This window comes from Planobispora longispora (assembly GCF_016863135.1).
Classification (GTDB): domain Bacteria; phylum Actinomycetota; class Actinomycetes; order Streptosporangiales; family Streptosporangiaceae; genus Planobispora; species Planobispora longispora.
The window spans coordinates 125,869-144,617 of the sequence record NZ_BOOH01000048.1; the positions used below are offsets into that span (position 1 = coordinate 125,869).

Annotated in this window: 15 protein-coding genes and 1 tRNA gene; 5 read left to right on the forward strand and 11 right to left on the reverse strand. The window is 74.1% G+C overall.

Annotated elements, in window-relative coordinates:
• Positions 1–36: 36 nt before the first annotated feature.
• From Plo01_RS29025 to Plo01_RS29040, 4 genes are all read right to left on the reverse strand, one after another.
• On the reverse strand, positions 37–1,272 hold the full coding sequence (locus Plo01_RS29025; RefSeq protein ID WP_203893892.1) for an MFS transporter: 1,236 nt from the start codon (positions 1,270–1,272) through the stop codon (positions 37–39).
• Positions 1,273–1,448: 176 nt separating this feature from the next.
• A complete protein-coding gene (locus tag Plo01_RS29030) occupies positions 1,449–1,967 on the reverse strand; it encodes an SRPBCC family protein (RefSeq protein ID WP_203893893.1) in 519 nt (172 codons plus the stop codon).
• A gap of 89 nt (positions 1,968–2,056) precedes the next feature.
• Positions 2,057–2,512 (reverse strand): hypothetical protein, encoded by a 456-nt coding sequence (locus tag Plo01_RS29035; protein ID WP_239317270.1) that lies wholly within the window; start codon positions 2,510–2,512, stop codon positions 2,057–2,059.
• Positions 2,513–2,526: 14 nt separating this feature from the next.
• On the reverse strand, positions 2,527–2,889 hold the full coding sequence (locus Plo01_RS29040; RefSeq protein ID WP_203893894.1) for a hypothetical protein: 363 nt from the start codon (positions 2,887–2,889) through the stop codon (positions 2,527–2,529).
• A gap of 86 nt (positions 2,890–2,975) precedes the next feature.
• Between Plo01_RS29040 and Plo01_RS29045 the strand changes: the two genes are divergently transcribed.
• Positions 2,976–3,494 (forward strand): 2-thiouracil desulfurase family protein, encoded by a 519-nt coding sequence (locus tag Plo01_RS29045; RefSeq protein ID WP_203893895.1) that lies wholly within the window; start codon positions 2,976–2,978, stop codon positions 3,492–3,494.
• A 73-nt stretch (positions 3,495–3,567) separates the two neighbouring features.
• Here the strand turns inward: Plo01_RS29045 and Plo01_RS29050 are convergent, their stop codons facing one another.
• The gene (locus Plo01_RS29050) at positions 3,568–4,344 is read right to left on the reverse strand and encodes a hypothetical protein (protein ID WP_203893896.1); all 777 of its coding nucleotides are present in this window, start codon (positions 4,342–4,344) and stop codon (positions 3,568–3,570) included.
• A 50-nt stretch (positions 4,345–4,394) separates the two neighbouring features.
• On the opposite strand from Plo01_RS29050, the gene Plo01_RS29055 reads away from it, so the two are divergent.
• Complete coding sequence (locus tag Plo01_RS29055; protein WP_203893897.1) at positions 4,395–5,072, forward strand: response regulator transcription factor; 678 nt, start codon at positions 4,395–4,397, stop codon at positions 5,070–5,072.
• The gene (locus tag Plo01_RS29060) at positions 5,069–6,445 is read left to right on the forward strand and encodes a sensor histidine kinase (RefSeq protein ID WP_203893898.1); all 1,377 of its coding nucleotides are present in this window, start codon (positions 5,069–5,071) and stop codon (positions 6,443–6,445) included. The genes Plo01_RS29055 and Plo01_RS29060 overlap by 4 nt, the downstream gene beginning before the upstream one ends.
• Positions 6,446–6,539: 94 nt before the next feature.
• Here the strand turns inward: Plo01_RS29060 and Plo01_RS40565 are convergent, their stop codons facing one another.
• Together Plo01_RS40565 and Plo01_RS29070 are read right to left on the reverse strand one after the other, a co-directional pair.
• A complete protein-coding gene (locus Plo01_RS40565; RefSeq protein ID WP_239317272.1) occupies positions 6,540–10,073 on the reverse strand; it encodes an AfsR/SARP family transcriptional regulator in 3,534 nt (1,177 codons plus the stop codon).
• Between the two features lie 47 nt (positions 10,074–10,120).
• A complete protein-coding gene (locus tag Plo01_RS29070; protein ID WP_239317274.1) occupies positions 10,121–11,104 on the reverse strand; it encodes a sigma-70 family RNA polymerase sigma factor in 984 nt (327 codons plus the stop codon).
• A 157-nt stretch (positions 11,105–11,261) separates the two neighbouring features.
• On the opposite strand from Plo01_RS29070, the gene Plo01_RS29075 reads away from it, so the two are divergent.
• Complete coding sequence (locus Plo01_RS29075) at positions 11,262–11,897, forward strand: maleylpyruvate isomerase family mycothiol-dependent enzyme (RefSeq protein WP_203893899.1); 636 nt, start codon at positions 11,262–11,264, stop codon at positions 11,895–11,897.
• A gap of 87 nt (positions 11,898–11,984) precedes the next feature.
• Here Plo01_RS29075 and Plo01_RS29080 read toward each other — a convergent pair.
• From Plo01_RS29080 to Plo01_RS29095, 4 genes are all read right to left on the reverse strand, one after another.
• Positions 11,985–12,057 (reverse strand) — tRNA-Ala (locus Plo01_RS29080).
• 124 nt (positions 12,058–12,181) lie between these two features.
• Complete coding sequence (locus Plo01_RS29085; protein WP_203893900.1) at positions 12,182–12,814, reverse strand: histidine phosphatase family protein; 633 nt, start codon at positions 12,812–12,814, stop codon at positions 12,182–12,184.
• An 85-nt stretch (positions 12,815–12,899) separates the two neighbouring features.
• Positions 12,900–13,316 carry a ribosome silencing factor gene (gene rsfS / locus Plo01_RS29090; protein WP_203893901.1) on the reverse strand — a complete coding sequence of 139 codons (417 nt, stop codon included), beginning with the start codon at positions 13,314–13,316 and terminating at the stop codon, positions 12,900–12,902.
• 204 nt (positions 13,317–13,520) lie between these two features.
• On the reverse strand, positions 13,521–15,035 hold the full coding sequence (locus tag Plo01_RS29095; protein WP_203893902.1) for an MFS transporter: 1,515 nt from the start codon (positions 15,033–15,035) through the stop codon (positions 13,521–13,523).
• Positions 15,036–15,125: 90 nt separating this feature from the next.
• Between Plo01_RS29095 and Plo01_RS40570 the strand changes: the two genes are divergently transcribed.
• Complete coding sequence (locus Plo01_RS40570) at positions 15,126–18,629, forward strand: AfsR/SARP family transcriptional regulator (RefSeq protein ID WP_239317276.1); 3,504 nt, start codon at positions 15,126–15,128, stop codon at positions 18,627–18,629.
• Positions 18,630–18,749 lie beyond the last annotated feature (120 nt).

Sequence of the window (18,749 nt, forward strand, 5' to 3'; positions counted from 1 at the left end):
CCGTACCACCGCACGGGTGTGCCGCTCCGGCGGACGTCAGCGGGACGGCGCCCGCTCGTCCTCCAGGTAGCGGGCGCGGCCGGCGTACAGGCCGACGGCCAGCTGCACCGCGACCACCGCGAACAGCAGTAGGAACGGCGCCGTCCAGCCGCCGGTCGCCTCGTGCATCACGCCGACGACCAGCGGGCCGGCGCCCGCGATGAGGTACCCGGCGCTCTGCCCGAAGGCGGAGAGCGCGGCGGTGGCCTCGGGGATCCGGGTGCGCAGCGCGAGCATGGTCAGCGCCAGCGGGAAGGACCCCATCCCGATCCCGACCAGGGCCACGAAGGCCCAGGCCCAGGAGACCGGGGCCAGCCACAGGCCCAGGAAGCCGGTCACGTAGAACGCCGCGAACGCCGCCACCGCGGGCCGCTGGTCGGCGAACCTGGCGGCCACCGACGGCACGATCATGGAGACCGGGATGCCGATCGCGGTGAACACGCCCAGCAGCAGCCCGGCCTGACCGGTGGTGAGGCCGCCGTCGATGAGGATCATGGGCAGGAAGCCGAACATGATGTAGGCCACCATGCTCTGGGCTCCGAAGTAGCCGGTGACCGCCCAGGCCAGCTTGCTGCGGACCAGCGCCCCCATGCCGAGGGTCCCGGCGCCGGAGCCCGCCTCCGGCGCGCTGCGCAGCAGGGCCAGCCAGGGGATCACGGCCACGGCGGCCAGCGCCGCCCACACGCCCAGCGCGACGTGCCAGTTGCCGTCGGCGGCCCGCTCGATCGGCACGGTCGCCGCGGCGGCGAGCATCGTGCCGACCGCCAGGGCCGTGGTGTAGACGGTGGTCATGGTCCCGGCCCGGCCCGGGAAGTGGCGCTTGATCAGGGTGGGGATGAGGACGTTGCCCACCGCTCCCCCGGACAGCGCCAGGGCGCTGCTGAAGAGGAAGACCTCGGCCGAGTCCACCATCGCGCGGATCAGCAGGCCCGCGCCGAGGGCGACCAGGGCGAGCAGCAGCAGGCGGTGCTCGCCGGCCCTCCTGGCCATCGCCGGGGTGACCGCGCCGACCGTGGCGAAGATGAGGACGGGCAGCGTGGTGAGCAGCCCGACCCCGGCGCCGGACATGCCCAGGCCCGCCGCGATGTGGTCGAGGACCGGCCCGACGCTGGCCACGGCGGTGCGCAGGTTCAGTGCGGCGAGGACGATTCCCAGCACGAGGAGCCAGGCGAGGGATCGTGTCCCTGTCGTTCCTTCCGTGCGGCCCCGGGTTTCCTGGGTGAGCACGCTCATGCGGGTTCAGTCCTCCGTCACAGATTCATGGGATGATTGGATGACGTTAACCATAACAGGACTGAAATGCTTGTTTGTTCCTGACCCGTGGTCGCGCGGCCGACTTCTGACAATGTGAAAGCCCGGGTCCCTCTCCACTGACAGAGAGGAAGCCCGGGCTCCCGGCGGACGTCAGATCAGAGCTGCCGGCCGGAGGTGGGCGGGAACTGGTCGCCGGGGAGCGGCCCGGACCCGCGGTCCTGCGGGCCGGGGACGTCCCCGCGCCAGCCGCCGGTCTCGGCGCCGCGCGCCTCGATGAACGTCTTGAACCGCTCCAGATCGCCGCGGACCCGGATGCGGACGATCTGCAGCCAGTCACCGGCCGTCTCGGCGAAGCCCTCCGGGTCGTACTCCAGCTGGAGCGTGACACGGGTCGTGTCCGGCGTGAGGTGGTGGAAGGTCACCACGCCCGACTGGTGCGGCCGGTCCAGCGACTTCCAGGCCACCCGCTCGTCGGGGTGCTGCTCGGTGATCTCCGCCTCGAACTCGCGGCGGACTCCGGCGATCTCCACGATCCACGCCGTGCGCGTGTCGTTCAGCTGCTTGACCGACTCGACGCCTTCCATGAACTCGGGAAAGCTCTCGAACTGGGTCCACTGGTTGTAGGCCGTCCTGATCGGCACGTTCACGTCGATGGAGTGCTCGATGCTGCTCACAGTCCTGCCCTTCCTGTTGGGATCGGGAAGGCAGCACTGCCCGGTTCGGCGCGGGCCTAACACCTCAGCCGCAACGCGCCCTCCATCGGCTAGCCGGCCCGCCGGCGCGACAACCAGAAAAGGCCGAGCAGCGGCAGGACGAGCGGGATGAACACGTAACCGCTCCCGAAGCCGGACCAGACCGTGGCCTTCGGGAACGCCTCGGGGTCCAGCAGGCTGAACGTGCCCACGACGAGCACCCCGGCCAGCTCGATGCCGCAGGCCGCCAGCGCCACCGTACGGTTCCCCCTGGCCATGGCCACCGCCAGCAGGAGGTAGACCACGGCCGCGAAGGCCGACAACGAGTAGGCCAGCGGGGCCTCGTCGAACTGCCGCGCGATCTGCACGGCCGCCCTGGCCCCGGCGGCGAGGGCGAAGACCCCGTAGACCGCGACCAGAACCCGGCCCGGCCCGGCGCCGACGGAAGGCGCGGCCTCCGCCGAGGAGCCGCGCTCGTCCACGCGCCCCTCCGCGTGCCCCTCCACGCGCCCGCCCTGCTCGTTCATGCGGTCTCCCCCGCTCATCCCAACCCCTGCCAGAGCTGCAACATCCGGCCGACCATGCCCGGAATCGCGAAACCCGCGACCGCGATCACGGCCGGACCCCAGCGGGAGCGCTCACCGACCCCCCAGAAGGCCGCGATCGGCGGGATCACCACGGTCCCCGCCGTATAACCGATCAGCGTGGCCGTCTCCGCCGGCCCCTCTCCCCGCACCAGCGCGGCGATCAGGAACCCCGCCTGAACGAGGAGACCGATCTCCAGCACGCCGAGCGCGATGAGGAGCACGTTGCCCATCGCCTTGTTCAGCGCCGTCGTCAGCAGGCTGACCACCGCGATCAGCAGCGCCAGGACGATCAGACCGGTCGCGAGCGGGCCGATCATCGGGACATCAGAAGGTTTGCGGACATGAGAGGTAGGGTACTGCCCGCTCTCCCCGCCCTCCGATCCGAGGCGCATAGGCTTGGACCATGGAGAGAATCCTGGTGAGCGCCTGCCTGATGGGGCGGAAGGTCCGCTACGACGGGGCCGCCAAGACGAGCGGCGACGCGCTGCTGGCCACCTGGCGGCACGAGGGCCGGCTGATCCCGTTCTGCCCGGAGGTCGAGGGCGGGCTGCCCGTGCCCCGCCCGGCCGCCGAGATCGAGGGCGGCGCGGACGGGGCGGCCGTGCTCACCGGCGCCGCCAGGGTGCTGACCGCCGACGGCGGCGACGTCACCCGGCCGTTCCTCGCCGGGGCCCAGGCCGCGCTCGCGGTCGCCAGATCCTCCGACGTCAAGATCGCCATCCTGAAGGAGGGCAGCCCCTCCTGCGGCAGCCTGACCATCTACGACGGGGCCTTCCGCGGCCGCCGCCTGCCCGGCCGTGGCGTCACGGCGGCCCTGCTGGAGTCGTACGGCATCGCGGTCTTCAACGAGGATCAGATCACGGAGGCGGGAACACGGCTCCGCGAGCTCACCGAGCCCGCGGAACCGGCCGAACCCGCGTAGAGCCCGCATCACCCGGACCCCGCGGAATCCGTGTGGAGCCCGCAGCGCTGCGGAGACCGGCGCCTTCCGCGGGTCAGTACTCCCAGGAGTCCGTGCGGTTCTCGTGACCGATGCAGAAGGCGGCCGAACCGTGGTCGCCCTGGACCAGGTCCACCCGGATCCAGCCGTCGTTCTGCGCGATCTTGGTCTGGTAACCGGCGTTGGGCGCGGCGGAGACCAGCCGGCAGACGCCGTTCTGGATGGTGAAGGAGACCGTCCCTCCCTTGACCCGCACCACCCGCACGTTCTGGGACGTCGCCGCCTGCGTGGTCTGCGTGGCCTTGGGGCTGGCGGTGGTCTGGGTCGGCTTGGGAGCCGCACTGGTCTGCGTGGCCTTGGGGCTGGCGGTGGTCTGGGTCGGCCTGGGAGTGCTCTGCGTGGCCTTGGCGGCCGCGGCGGTCTGGGTCGCCTTGGGACCGGCGGTGGTCTGGGCCGGCTTGGGGGCCACGGTGGTCCGCGTGGGAGCCGAGGTCGACTTGGCGGAGGTGGAAGACCGGCTGGAGGAGGGCCGGGGAGTGGCGGGGCCGCCGGTGCCCTGCGGCCCGGGCCGGGTGGCCTCGGGATCGGGCGAGGCGGTGCCCGTCGGACTCGAGGAGGAGGTCGGCGTGCCGACGAGCTCCACCGGGTCGATCGGCGGCCAGGAGGGCGGCGGCGCGGCGCCGTTCCTGCCGTCCGCGGCGCCGAGGGGGCCGATCGTCACATCGTCGAAGACCCCGCTGTGCAGCACGTCCCGGACGCCGAACCAGGCGATCGAGATCGCCATGACCGTAGCGCCGAACCACACCGCGATGAAACCAAGCGTCTGCCGCATGCGGTGAATTATTACCCCAAATGTCTCTTTATTCACTACGGTTACCTCTCATGGCGACCGTTCTCGTGGTGGAAGACGACGAGTATGTGCGCTCCGCGATCATCCAGGAACTGAGCAGGCGCCAGCATGCCGTGCGCAGCGCGGGGCGGGCTCTCGACGCGTTACGGGAGATCACCCAGAATCCTCCGGATGCGGTGATCCTCGATCTCGGCCTGCCCGATCTGGACGGGTCGGAGGCGCTGAAGATGATCCGCAGTGTCTCGAACGTCCCGGTCATCGTGGCGACGGCCCGGGACAACGAGGCGGAGATCGTCCGTCTGCTGGAGGCGGGGGCGGACGACTACCTGGTCAAGCCGTTCTCCGGCGACCACCTGAACGCCCGGCTGGACGCGGTGCTCCGGCGGGCGCGGAGCGCGAGTCCGCCGCAGGTGCTGCACGTGGGCGAGCTCGCGGTGGACCTGAACCGGCGTGAGGCCACCGTGAGCGGCGCACCGCTCACGCTGACGCGCCGGGAGTTCGACCTGCTGGCGTACCTGGCCGCGCGGGCCGACCGGGTGGTCTCCCGCAAGGAACTGCTCACCGAGGTGTGGAAGCAGTCCTACGGCGACGACCAGACCATCGACGTGCATCTGTCGTGGCTGCGCCGCAAGCTCGGCGAGAGCGCCTCGGCCCCGAGGTATCTCCACACCGTCCGGGGGGTCGGCGTCATGCTGGTGGCGCCGCCGTGAGACGGACCCTCGCCCTGCTCGCGCTCGCCGGGGCGTCGATGATCGCCCTGGCCTTCCTCGTCCCCCTGGGGATCTTCGTCAAGGAGGGCGCGACGGCCAGGGCCATGACCGAGGCCGAACGGCAGGCGTCCGCGCTCGTCCCGGTCCTGGCGATCACCGTGAACCCGGACCGGCTCCCGCACGCCCTGGCCAGCACCGGAGCGCAGGACCGCATCGCCCTGCACCTGCCGGGCGGCGGAACGGTCGGCACCGCCCGCGCCCCCGTCCAGACCGTGGCCGCTGTCTCCCGGCTCAACCGCGCCGTCACCGCCGAGACCGACAGCGGGTACCTCCTGCTGCGCCCGGTCGCCCTGGACGGCGACCGGACCGTGGTCATCGAGGTCTTCGTGCCCGCGCAGGAGCTCACCCGGGGCGTCACCTCCTCCTGGGCCGTCCTCACCGGGGTGGCGGTGGTGCTGGTCGCCGGATCGGTGCTGGTCGCCGACCGGCTCGGCATCCGGGTGGTGCGCTCGGCCCGCCGCCTGGGCCGGGCGGCGAGCGCGCTGGGCGCCGGGGACCTCACCGTCCGCATCAAGCCGGAGGGCCCGCCCGAGCTGGTCGCCGCCGGCGAGGCGTTCAACACCATGGCCGAGCACGTGGTCCAGCTGCTCGCCGCCGAGCGGGAGATGGCGGCCGACCTGTCGCACCGGCTGCGCACGCCGCTGACCGCGCTCCGGCTCAGCCTCGACCACCTGGGGCCCGAGGCGGAGCAGAGCCGGCACTCCCTCAGCCGGCTGGAGACCGAGGTGGACCAGATCATCGCGGCGGCCCGGGAGCCCTCGCGCGCGCCGGAGTTCGTCTCCTGCGACGCGGCCGAGGTGCTGCGCGAGCGGCTGACCTTCTGGTCCGCCCTGGCCGACGACCAGCACCGCCGGTGGGAGCTGATCGGCGCGGAGGCGCCCGTCCGGGTCCCGGTCGCGGCCACCGAGCTGAGCGCGGTGCTGGACGCCCTGCTGGGCAACGTGTTCCGGCACACCCCGCAGGGCGCGGCGTTCACCGTGACCCTGCACCAGGGCGCCGGCACGGTCGGCATCCTGGTCGCCGACGGCGGTCCCGGCATCCCGGACCCCGAGGCGGCGCTGCGGCGCGGGGCCAGCGGCTCGGGCTCCACCGGGCTGGGCCTGGACATCGCCCGCCAGCTCGCCGAGTCCTCCGGCGGCGACCTGCGGGTCGACCGCTCCTCCCTCGGCGGCGCCAGAGTGCAGCTGTGGTTCCGCACCGACCGCCGGGACCGCACGCCGCGCGCCACCCGGAGACTGGTCCGCAACCGGTGGCCGGGCGCGGCCCGGAAGCTGGGCCGTTCCCGCTGGTCGCGCGCGGCCCGGACTCCCTAGCCGATCCCGGGCGCCCGCATCACGGCGAAAACGCCTCGCATGCCCGGCTCTCGGGCGCGGGCCGCGGTCGCGAAGACCGGGGTCGCGGTCGGCGCTACGCGCCGAGCAGGGCGAGGGCCTCCTCGCGGGTCATCGACGCGCCCCGCGCGAAGGTCTTCTCGAACACCGCGTCACCGAGCCGGACGCGGGCCGCCGCCGTCAGCCGCGCCACATCGGCGTCCGCGACGATCGCCGTCCCGCGCAGCGCCGTCCCCGCCCCGAGCAGCAGCGCCGCGCGATTCCCGTCGCCGTCCAGCAGCGCGACGCCGGAGAGCGCCTCGGCCAGCGTCGCCAGCATCCCCATGTCCTGGTGCCTGGCGGCCGTGGTCCGCGCCCTGCGGTACCAGCTCAGCGCGGTGGCGGCGGTTCCCCCGGCCTCCGCCGTCAGCCCCAGCTCGATCATGATGAGAGCGCGGGTCTCCTCGAACCCGAACCAGCCCTCCGGACACGCCGCCAGAGCCGTCTCCAGCCATCGACGCGCCTCGGCGAGATCGCCCCGGGTCCGGGCCAGACGGCCCAGGACGCGCCCCGCCTGGGCGAGCGCGTCCGCCGCCCCCGCCCCGCGGGCGATCTCCATCGCGTGCTCGCCGTCCCGGCGCGCGCCCTCGTCGTCGCCGGTGCACGCGCGCAGGGACGCCCGCAGGCACAGCCGTTCCGCCACGTCGTCATCCGCGCCCAGCTCGCGAGAGGCCGCGATGCTCTCATCGACCAGGGCCAGGGCCCGGCCGAAGTCGCCGCGCATCTCAGCGATCCTGGCCAGCTCGGCGTGGGCCACCGAGAGACCCCACCGCTCTCCGGCCGCGCGGAACCCGTCGAGCGCCGTGGACAGCTCCCGCTCGGCATCGCCGACCTGCCCGCCGTACAGCAGAACCAGCCCGTCGCCGACATGACCGAGCGCCTGGCTCCAGGGGTCCGAGCCGACCAGGAAACGGTGATCGGTCACCGGGTTCAGGGAGTCGACGTCGGGGACGCCCATGGCCATGCCCCACAGCATGGTCACGAACGGCTGCCGGGGCGGTCGCCCGGCGGCGAGCACGGCGTCGACGGCGACGCGCAGATGGTCGTCGAACTCGGCACGGGACCCGCTCGAGGCGATGCTGAGGACGCACACGGCGTACTCCTCCTCCAGCCCCGCCGGGACCCGCGTGCCGACCAGCCGGGCGAGCTCCCGGGCCAGCGCCGCGCCCTCGCTGCGCAACCCGCGCAGCCACCAGTACGGCATCAGCGCGGCGAGCAGGCGCAGCGCCCGCTCGACGTCGGCGTCCTCGACCGTACGGCGCAGCGCGGCGTGCAGGTTGTCCCGCTCGGCGTCCAGCCGGGCCAGCCACTCCAGTTGCTCGGCGCCGAGCAGGTACGGCCCGGCGCGCAGCGCCAGAGCGAGGAAGTGGTCGGCGTGGGCCCGGCGCAGCCGCTCGGCCTCCCCGGCCGCGGCGAGCTGCCCGGCGCAGAAGGCGCGGATCGTCTCCAGCATCCGGTACCGGCCCCCGGCCACCTCCACCAGCGACTTGTCCACCAGCGAGGCCAAGACGTCATCGGTGTCGGCCATGCCATGGGGATCAGACGCACCATCCGGACCGGTCATGCCTCCGGAACCGTCCACACCGTCCGAATCGGCCACACCATCCGGACCGGTGATGCCGCCGGGACCGGCCGCGTCGTCGGCGTCGCCGGCCGCGCACACCGCCGTGGCCGTCTCCAGCGTGGCCCCACCGGCGAAGACCGTCAATCGCCGCGCCAGCCCGCGCTCGGCCTCGTCCAGCAGTTCCCAGCTCCACTCCACCACCGCGCGCAAGGTGCGGTGGCGCGGCTGGGCGGTGCGGCTGCCGCGTGAGAGCAGTCCGAAGCGGTCGTCGAGCCGGGCGGCGACCTCGGTCAGGGTCAGCGAGCGCAGCCGGGCCGCGGCCAGCTCGATGGCCAGCGGCAGGCCGTCCAGTGCCCGGCAGATGCGCACCGCGGTCCCGGCGTCGGCGCCGCGCAGGACGAAGTCCGGCCGGACCGCCGTCGCCCGGTCGACGAACAGCCGCACCGCGGGATAACCGAGCGCGTCCTGCGGGGACGCCCCGGGAGGCGGCAGCCGCAGGGAGGCGAGCGGGTAGAGGTTCTCACCGGTGATGCCGAGCGCTTCCCGGCTGGTGGCCAGGATCCTCAGCCGGGGGCAGGCGCCCAGCAGCCGGGCGGCGAGCGCGGCGGCGGCGTCGACCACGTGCTCGCAGTTGTCCAGTATGAGCAGGGCCTCCCGGCCGGTGAGCGCCGCCACCATCCGCTCGACGGCATCCGGGGTGGGGCGGCCGGGCATCGGCGGCGCGATTCCGGCCTCCCGCAGGCCGAGCGCGCCGAGCACCGTCTGGGGGACCTCGGCCCCGTCCGTGACCGCGGACAGGTCGGCGAAGCGGACCTCGCCGGACGCCCGTCCCGCCGCCTCCAGCGCCAGCCGGGTCTTGCCCGCTCCCCCGGGCCCGGTGAGCGTGACGAGCCTTCCCCCGTCGAGCAGGGCGCCGACCCGCGTCAGTTCCTCTCCTCGCCCGACGAAGCTCGTGAGCTGCGCGGGGAGTCCGGCACGCGGGCCGCCCGCGACCGCGGTCCCGCCCTCGGCCCCCGGATCACCGGCTCCCTCCGCGCCGGGACGCGTGCCCGGGGTGAGCGGGGCGGTCCCCGTCTCCGCGACCCGCTCCGCGCTTTCCGGCGCGGAGCCCGCCGCAGCCGCCCGGCCCGCATCACCCGGCGAAGGGCTCGTCCCGGCGACCGGCTCCCCGTCTCCCCGCGAAAACCTCACCTCGGCCGCCCGGTCCGCATCACCCGGCGCAGGGCGCACCCCGGCCGCCCGTCCCGCGCCGCCCGCGGGGGCGGCGAGCGAGGGGTCGGCCCGGAGCATCGCCAGGTGCAGGGCCGCGAGATCAGGCCCGGGATCCGCGCCGAGTTCCTCGGCGAGGGCCTGCCGGGCCTCCTCGTAGGCGGCCAGGGCCTCGGCCTGGCGGCCGCTGCCGTACAGCGCCCGCATGAGCTGCCCGCGCGTCCGCTCCCGAAGCGGGTGGGCGGTCACCAGGTCCCGGAGCTCTCCGACCAGCGTCCGGTGCTCGCCCATGGCCAGCTCGGCCTCGATCCGGTCCTCGACGGCGCCCAGGCGCAGCTCCTCCAGCCTCGCGGCGTGCCCTTCCGCGAACGGGGCCTCGCCTGCGTCCGCGAACGCCGGCCCCCGCCACAGGCCGAGCGCGTCCCGCAGGAGCGCCGCCGCGTCCGCGGGGTCGCCCGCGGCCAGGGCGCGCCGTCCCGCGAGCGCCAGCCGCTCGAACCGGTGGGCGTCGACGTCCTCGGCCGCCGCGACGAGCCGGTAGCCCGCCGGGTGCCCCTCGACCGCGCCGGCCCGCCGCAGCTGCTGACGGAGCCGGGAGACCTGCGACTGGAGGGCGTTGGCGGCGTTGGCCGGCGGCTCGTCGCCGTACAGGCCGTAGATCAGGCGTTCCGCGGTGACCAGCCGCCCGGCCTCGACCGCCAGCATCGCGAGCAGCGCGCGGACCCGGGGCCCGCCCACCGCGACCGCCTCGCCGTCGGCACCCCGCACTTCCACCGCGCCCAGAACGCCGAACCGCATGGCACCGATTATCCCGATTTATATAGGCATATCGCCAATCCCATAGATCATTCCGTTGCCGGAGGGGGGACGACCGGGGCGCCGAAGAGCGGGATCAGCCGCTCGGCGTCGAGGTAGGTGGTGATGCCGCCGATCAGCCCCTCGGACACGTCGAGGAGGACCAGCGCGAAGGGGGCGTAGGCGCCGTCGGGGCCGGGCCGCAGCTGCCAGAACGCCGGCGAGCCGTTCGCCGGGACCGGGACGAGGCGCGCGCCCGCGCAGGACGCCTCCGGATCCAGCAGCGCCGGCCTGATCCGGTCGCGGCCGCGGAGCCACCAGGCGAAGGGAGGCATCGACATCGTGGCGTCCTCGTGCAGCAGGGCCACGAGCGCGGCGACGTCGTGGCGCTCGAACGCGGCGCAGTAACGGGCGAGCAGCTCGCGCTGGGCCGGATCGGACGGCCGGAACGGCTCGCCCGGCACGGTGTCGATCGCCCTGAGCGTCGCCCTCGCCCGCTGCAGCGCGCTGGTCACCGACGCGACGGTGGTCTCCAGCAGGTGCGCCACCTCCTCGGCCTTCCAGGCCAGGACATCGCGCAGGATCAGCACGGCCCGCTGCCGGGGCGGCAGGTGCTGGAGCGCGGCGATGAACGCCAGGCGGATCGTCTCGCGCCGCACGGCCGTCTCCTCCGGATCGCCGTCCGCGGGCAGCACGAGGCCGTCCGGAACCGGCTGGACCCACGCCCCCTCCGGGAGCGGCGCGCCGATGTCCGCCCCGGCGTCCGCCGCCCGGCTGAGATCCATGGCCAGCGCCCGGCGCTGCGCGCTGCGCAGCATGTCGAGGCAGACGTTGGTGGCGATGCTGTAGAGCCACGTCCGCGGCGAGGCCCGCCGCTCGTCGTAGCGGCCGGACGACCGCCAGGCCCGCAGGAGCGTTTCCTGAACGGCGTCCTCGGCCTCGAACCCGGACCCGAGCAACCGGTAACAGTAACCGACCAGTTCACCCCGGAACGGCTCGAACCGGGCCGCTTCGCCGACCGCTGTCTCCACCACGCCCCGACCCTACGCGTCACCGCCGACACATCACGGCGGCGACCGACGGGTTCCCGCCCCACCGATGAGTTCCCGCCCCACCGATGAGTTTCCGGCTCCGCGCCCGTACCCAGGTGGAGGGCGCACAGCGGTCTGTGCGCCGGACAGGAGGCATGTGATGACCGAAGACCTTCTCCGGGCCGAGGTGGCGGCGGAACGCCGCGAGCAGGCGGACCTGCTCGCCGGCCTCCGGCCGGAGCAGTGGGACGCGCCCACGCTGTGCGACGGCTGGCGGGTGCGCGAGGTGGTGGCCCACACGACGATGCCCTTCCGGACCTCGCTCCGGCGGACGTTGGCGGAGCTGGTGAAGGCCCGCGGAGACATCAATCGCATGGCCGACCGGTGCGCGCGCCGCGACGCCGCCGAGTTGCCGCCCGAGAAGCTGCTGGCCTCGCTGCGGGACAACGTCGCGCACCCCTGGACCCCTCCCGGCGGAGGCGTCCGGGGGGCGCTCTCGCACGACGTCATCCACGGACTCGACATCACGGTGGGGCTGGGCCTCGACCGCCTGGTCCCCCCGGAGCGGGTCGCCGTGGTGCTGGCCGGGATGCGGCCGAAGAACCTCGCCTTCTTCGGGACCGATCTGACGGGGGTCGCGCTGCGGGCGACCGACCTCGACTGGAGTCACGGTACGGGGGCACCGGTCCGCGGCCTCGCGCAGGACCTCCTGCTCGTCCTGTGCGGACGGCGCCTGCCGCCGGGCCGCCTCGACGGCGAGGCCGCCCCGCGGTTCTCCCGGCGGGCCGGGGGGTGACCGGAAAACGACGAGATCCCGTCCGATCGAGGTGATCGGACGGGATCTCGTCGACATCCATCAGGCCGTCCGCGGGAACAGCCGGAGTGGAGCTATGGGGATTCGAACCCCAGACCTCTTCCATGCCATGGAAGCGCGCTACCAACTGCGCCATAGCCCCTGGTCACCGCTCCGAGTGCTCTCGTTGCGGCGCTCCGGAAGCATATAGGCACAACCGCCCGTTCACCTAATCGGCGACCGTACGGCCCGCGCCCGTCACCCGGGGATGCGAGCCGTGCGCGCGGTCAGGCCGGGGCGGCCTCGGGGTCGTCGTCGCTCTGGACCGGCTCCGGCAGGGTGCCGGCGTTGTGCTCCAGCAGGCGCCAGCCCTTGCGCCCCTCCTCCAGCACGGACCAGGAGCAGTTGCCCAGGCTGCCCAGGGCGGGCCAGTGCTGCTGGGGCAGGCCCATCAGCATGGCGATGCCGAGCCGGATCGCGGCGCCGTGGGAGACCACGACCAGCAGCCCGTCGGGGCCGACCTGCTCGGCCCAGCGGCGCACCGCCGCCGAGACCCGCTTGGCGACGTCGCCGACGTCCTCACCCCCGGGGGCCTCCCAGGCGGCGAACTCGCGGGGCCAGCCCGAGGCGATCTCCTCGCGGGTCAGGCCCTCCCACTCACCGCCGCCGCGCTCGCGCAGGTCCTCGTCCACGGCCACGTCGAGGCCGGTGAGGCGGGCCAGCGCCTGTGCGGTGCCGGCGGCCCGCTGGAGATTGGAGGAGACGATGAGCTCGGGACGGAGCGTGGCGAGCATCGAGGCGGCGCGGGCCGCCTGGGCCAGGCCGGTCTCGTCGAGCGGGATGTCGGTGTGCCCCTGGAAACGGCGCTCGACGTTCCACAACGTCTGCCCGTGCCGCAGGCACAGGACGCGGCGGCTCATGCTCCGCCCTCGCGGGGGCCCTCGCCGGGCGCCGGGACGGCGGCGCTCACCGGACCGCCGTCCGCGGTCCCGTCCTGTCCTCTCCTCACTGAGTGTCCCCCGGAGCGGACGTCCGGGCGCGCTGCGCGGCGACCTGGGTCACGCTGTCGGGCAGGGAGATGGAGGGGCAGTCCTTCCACAGGCGCTCCAGGGCGTAGAAGGTGCGGTCCTCTTCGTGCTGGACGTGGACGACGATGTCGACGTAGTCCAGGAGGACCCACCTGCCCTCGCGCTCGCCCTCACGGCGGACGGGCTTGGCGTCGGCCTCGATCCGCAGCCGGTCCTCGATCTCGTCGACGATGGCGCGGACCTGACGGTCGTTGGTGGCGGAGCAGAGAAGGAAGGCGTCGGTGATGACGAGCTGATCGCTCACGTCGTAGGCGAGGATGTCGTCGGCCAGCTTGTCCGCGGCCGCCTCTGCGGCGATCCTCACGAGCTGGACGGATCTTTCGGTTGCTGTCACGGTGTGGGTTAGTCCTCTGGTAGTCGGCCCTGTCATTCCCAAGGATCACCCTTAAGAATGCCCGGTGTGGCCCGTGTTGAAGAGTGGGCACGAGTACAACGCCTATGGTGTGCCACCCGATTCCACTCCGCAATCGAGAATCGGCGGGCCCGGGAGGGGCGTGTCAGGCGGCCGGGGTGTCGTGACTCTACCGGCAGGGGCGTGTCAGGCGGCCGGGGTGTTGTGGCGGCGCAGCATCGCGACCGCCGCGATCGCGAGCCCGGCGAAGACGACCGCGCTGACCGCCCCCACCGTGTTGAGCCCGGCGGTGAACGCCGCCCGCGCCTGCTCGAGCACCCAGGGCAGGTCGCCCGCCGCGCTCACCGCGACCGTGATGCTCTCGCGGGCCTCCTCCACCGGCAGGTGCTCGGGGAGCCGGTCCCGGTAGATCGCGGTGCCCAGGCTCCCCAGCGCCGCCACGCCCACCGCGACCCCGAACTCGCCGCTCGTCTCCGACAACGACGCCGCGGCCCCGGCCTTCTCCGCGGGGGCGGCCGTCATGATCACACCGCTGCCCACGCCCATCGGCAGCGCGATGCCCGCCGAGGCCAGGACGAGCCCCGCCACGACCAGCCCGGTCCCGCCCACGCTCGGCACCTGCGTGTGCAGGAACAACCCCACCGTGCCCAGCGCCAGTCCGGCCGCCATCACGTACGCCGTGCCGATCCTGCGGGCCAGCGCGGGCGCCAGGGTCAGCGCGACGATCATCGCCAGGTTCTGCGGGATCAGCCACAGCCCGGCCTCCAGCGGCGACAGCGCCTGCACCGTCTGCAGGTACTGGGTGGTCATCAGCGTGGTGCCGGCCATCACGATCCCGCCGAGCGACATGATCCCGAGCGTGGCCGCGAAGGCGCGGTTGCCGAACAGGCGCAGGTCCAGCAGCGGGTTCGCCAGCCGGCGCTGCCGTCCGACGAACACCGCCCCGAACGCCAGCCCCGCCGCGACGGCCGCCACCGGCACCGGCTGCCAGCCGCCCCGCGCGACCTCCTTGAGCCCGTACACGACCGGCAGAATGGTGATCAGCGACAGTCCCACGCTGACCGGGTCGAGCCGCCCGGCCCGCGGATCGCGGCACTCGGGCAGCAGCGACCGCCCGGCGGCCAGCAGCAGCGCCATGAACGGCACCCCCATCAGGAACACCGAGCCCCACCGGAACCGCTCGAGCAGCAGGCCGCCCACCAGCGGGCCGATCGCCATGCCCAGCATGAAGCAGCCGTACCAGAGCCCGATGGCGGAGCCCAGCTGCTTGGCGTCCGTGAACATGTTCCGTACCAGCGCCATCGAGGACGGCATCAGCGCCGCGCCCGCGACGCCGAGCAGCACCCGGGCGGCGATGAGCATCTCGGCGCTGACCGAGAAGGCCGCGAGCACCGAGGCCGCGCCGAAGGCCGTCGCACTGATCGTCAGCAGCCGGCGCTGGCCGACCCTGTCCCCGAGCGTCCCCATCGTCACCAGGAACCCGGCCAGCATGAACGAGTAGACATCCATGATCCACAACTGCTGCGGAGCGGAGGCGCCCAGGTCGGCGCTGAGGCGCGGCATCGCCAGGTAGAGCACGCTGCCGTCGATGGACAGCAGCAGGGGGACGGAGGCCAGGACGGCCAGTCCGGTCCATTCCCGCCGCCCCGCACGCGCGGCGGTGCCCGTCTCCGTGACTTTCGTCTCCATTGTGGTGTTCATCCCGGTCTCCCCTCGTGTTTCCACCACGATGCGGGAGCGGCCTTCAGGTGTTCTTCTCGCGCGCTTATGCCCACCCATAAGGTGACGAGCATGCGTTTTGGGGTGCTGGGACCACTGGCCGTCTGGACCGACGCGGGAGACCCCGTCGTCATCCCCGGGCTGAAGGTGCGCGCGTTACTCGCCGACCTGCTCGTACACGAGGGGCATCCCGTCTCGGCCGACCGGCTGGTCGACGACCTGTGGGGCGAGGAGCCGCCGGGCAATCCGGCCGGCGCGCTGCAGGTGCGCGTCTCCCAGCTGCGCAAGACGCTGGAGGACGCCGAGCCGGGCGGGAAGAACCTGATCGTCTCCCGCTCCCCCGGCTACCTGCTGCGCCCCGACCCCGGCGCGGTGGACGCGGTGCGCTTCGCCGACCTGCTGTCACGGGCCGAGGCGGCCGACAGCCCGCGGACCAGGGCGGAGTTGCTGGGCGACGCGCTGGCGTTGTGGCGGGGGCCGGCCTTCGCCGACTTCGCCGACGAGGAGTACACCAGGTCGGCGATCGTACGGCTGGAGGAGCAGCGGCTGTCCGCGCTCGAACAGCGCGCCGAGGCCCGGCTGGAGCTGGGCGAGCACGGGTTGCTCGTGGGCGAGCTGGGCGACCTGGTGGCCAGGCATCCGCTCAGGGAGCGGCTGCGCGCCGTCCACATGCGCGCCCTGTACCGGGCGGGACGCCAGAGCGAGGCCCTGGCCGGCTACACCGAGCTCCGCGAGCGCCTGGCCGAGGAGCTGGGCCTCGATCCCGGCCCCGAGCTGGCCGCGCTGTACCAGGCCATCCTCGGGCAGGATCCGGCGCTGAGCGTCCCGGCCGAGCGGCCCGTCACGAACCTGCCCGCCGCCGTCAGCAAGCTGATCGGACGGGACGGGGCCCTGGCCGAGATCTGCTCGCTGGCCGGGGACGAACGGCTGGTCACGCTCACCGGCCCCGGCGGCGTCGGCAAGACCCGGCTGGCGCTGGCGGCGGCCGCCCGGCTGGCGGACTCCTTCGAGGACGGCGCCTGGCTGGTGGAGCTGGACCACGGGACCCGCTCGCCGGCCGAGGCCGTCATGGCGGCGCTCGACATCAAGGAGGACGCGGGCCCGGCCACGCCCGCCGACCGGCTGGCGGACGCGCTGCGCTCCAGGCGGCTCCTGCTCGTGCTGGACAACTGCGAGCATCTCGTCGAGCAGGTCGCCGAGCTGGCCGAGCTGCTGCTGCGGGCCGTACCGGGGCTGCGCGTCCTGGCGACCAGCAGGGAGCCGCTGGCCGTGGACGGCGAGGTGCTGTGGGGCGTTCCGCCGCTGGACCTGCCCACCAGCGTGGACCTGACGGCCATGGCCAGGTCGGACGCCGTCAGGCTGTTCGTGGCGCGGGCCGCGGCCTCCGCGCGCGGGTTCGCGCTGGAGGCGGGCAACGCGCAGGCCGTCGCCCAGATCTGCCGGCGGCTGGACGGGATCCCGCTCGCGCTGGAGCTGGCGGCGACGCGGGTGCGGGCGCTCGGCGTCCAGGGCGTGGCGGCCAGGCTCGACGACAGGTTCCGGCTGCTGGCCTCCGGTCAGCGGGGCGCGCCGCCGCGCCAGCAGACGCTGACGGCGGTGATCGACTGGAGCTGGGAGCTGCTGACGGACGAGGAGCGCCGGGTGCTGCGGCGGCTGGCCGTCCACCGCGACGGCTGCACGCTGGAGGCGGCCGAGTCGGTGTGCGGCGAGGACGGGCTCGACGTGCTCGACCTGCTGGCCAGGCTGGTCGACCGCTCGCTCGTGGTGATGGTCGAAGGCGCGGCGGGCGTGCGCTACCGGCTGCTGGAGTCGGTGGCGGAGTACTGCCTGCGGCGGTTGTCCGAAGCGGGCGAGCTGGCTTCGGCGCGTGACGCGCACCTGCGGCACTACCTGGAGCTGGCCGTGACGGCGGAGCCCCGGCTGTACGGGCACGAGCAGCGGGAATGGCTGCTGCGTCTGGACGCGGAGGCCGCCAACCTGCGTACGGCACTCGACACGGCGGCCGGGCGGCCGGACGCGCTGACGATGGTGAACGCGCTGGCGTGGTACTGGTTCCTGCGCGGCCGGCTGGCGGAGGGCAAGCGGGAGCTGGAGGCCGCGCTGGCCGCGGCCGGGACGGACCGCGACAAGACGGACCGCGACAAGACGGACCGCGACAAGACGGACCGCGACAAGACGGACCGCGACAAGACGGACCGCGACAGGACGGACCGCGACGGGACGGACCGCGACGGGACACCGGACGCGCCCGGCGACGCCGCGGTCATGGCCGGCGACGCCGCGGGCGTGGCCGGTGACACCGCGGGCGTGGCCGGTGACACCGCGGGCGTGGCCGGTGACACCGCGGGCGTGGCCGGTGACACCGCGGGCGTGGCAGTCGGCGACGGGCGCGACCGGGCGGCGGCCTGGCACGCCGGGTTCGCGATGATGCTGGGCGAGGAGATCGACTGGGAGCCGGTGCTGGACAGGCTCCGCGACCCCGGGCAGAAGGCCAGGGCCGGGCTGTTCGTCTCCATGGCCGTGCCCGATCTGCCCACCGGCCAGGAGCTGGTGGACCGGGCGCTGGCCACGTTCCGCGGGATCGGCGACCGGTGGGGCATCGCAGCCGCGCTGAGCAGGCGGGCCCGCGAGTCCTTCACCCGGCGGGACTATCGGACGCTGGAGCGCGACGCCGACGAGAGCGCCCGGCTGTTCGCGTCGCTCGGCGACCGCTGGGGGCAGCTGCAGGCCACGGAGTGGCTGGCCGGGCTGGCGGAGACGACCGGCGACGGCGAACGGGCCATGCGGCTGTTCGGCGAGGGCCTGCGTCTGGCCGAGGACCTGGGACTGTGGTCCGACGTGGCGCGGCACACGGGCTGGCTGGGATGGACCTCCCTGCAGGCCGGCGCGTACGAGCGGGCCATGGAGTTCTCCGAGCGGGCCGGGAGGCTGGCCGCCGCGCAGGGCTACCGGGAGGGCATGGTCATGGCCGAGATGGTCCTGGCCTTCTCCGCCCGCCGTGCCGGCCGCCTGGATCTGGCGGAAACGCACCTGCTCCACCTGCTGGAGGGCGTGCCCAGGGATCCGGAGGCCGAGCCCTCGCTGCACCTGCCGACCGTGCTCATCGAGCTCGGCTTCCTCACCGAGCTGCGCGGCGACCCGGCGGCGGCCCGGGAACTGCACCGGGAGGCGCTGATCGCCGCCCAGCGCATCGGCGATCCCGGGACGGCGACGCTCGCCGTGGAGGGCGCGGCCGCCGCCGCAGTCGCCGCAGCCACCGGCGCCGCCAGGGCCGCCGAGACCGCGGAGACCGCCGCAGCCACCGGGACCGCCGAGACCGCCGCAGCCACCGGGACCGCCAGGGCCTCCGAGACCGCCGGGGGCGCCGGGGCGGACGCGGCCGGGCGGGCCGCGCGGCTGCTCGGGCTGGCCGCCGCGTCCCGCGAGTCCATCCAGGTGCCCGCCGGTCCGTCGGAGCGGGACGACATCGCGCGCGCCACGGCCCGGGCCCGCGAGGCGCTCGGCGAGGAGGCGTTCACCGCCGCGTACGAGGAGGGCACGCGTCTCAAGCTGGACGACGCCCTCGACCTGGTCTGAGCGGGCGGACCAGTCGGCATTCCCGGCCCGGCGATCCGTACGGCAGACCTCCTCGACGCACTCAGCTCAGCAGTCCGTACGGCAGACCTCCCCCACGCGCTCAGCTCAGCGATCCGTACG

Coding starts and splice junctions, on each gene's coding strand:
- Plo01_RS29025 (WP_203893892.1), bottom strand. CDS start 1,272: ATGAGCGTGCTCACCCAGGAAACCCGGGGCCGCACGGAAGGAACGACA.
- Plo01_RS29035 (WP_239317270.1), bottom strand. CDS start 2,512: ATGAACGAGCAGGGCGGGCGCGTGGAGGGGCACGCGGAGGGGCGCGTG.
- Plo01_RS29040 (WP_203893894.1), bottom strand. CDS start 2,889: ATGATCGGCCCGCTCGCGACCGGTCTGATCGTCCTGGCGCTGCTGATC.
- Plo01_RS29045 (WP_203893895.1), top strand. CDS start 2,976: ATGGAGAGAATCCTGGTGAGCGCCTGCCTGATGGGGCGGAAGGTCCGC.
- Plo01_RS29050 (WP_203893896.1), bottom strand. CDS start 4,344: ATGCGGCAGACGCTTGGTTTCATCGCGGTGTGGTTCGGCGCTACGGTC.
- Plo01_RS29055 (WP_203893897.1), top strand. CDS start 4,395: ATGGCGACCGTTCTCGTGGTGGAAGACGACGAGTATGTGCGCTCCGCG.
- Plo01_RS40565 (WP_239317272.1), bottom strand. CDS start 10,073: ATGCGGTTCGGCGTTCTGGGCGCGGTGGAAGTGCGGGGTGCCGACGGC.
- Plo01_RS29075 (WP_203893899.1), top strand. CDS start 11,262: ATGACCGAAGACCTTCTCCGGGCCGAGGTGGCGGCGGAACGCCGCGAG.
- Plo01_RS29085 (WP_203893900.1), bottom strand. CDS start 12,814: ATGAGCCGCCGCGTCCTGTGCCTGCGGCACGGGCAGACGTTGTGGAAC.
- Plo01_RS29095 (WP_203893902.1), bottom strand. CDS start 15,035: ATGAACACCACAATGGAGACGAAAGTCACGGAGACGGGCACCGCCGCG.
- Plo01_RS40570 (WP_239317276.1), top strand. CDS start 15,126: ATGCGTTTTGGGGTGCTGGGACCACTGGCCGTCTGGACCGACGCGGGA.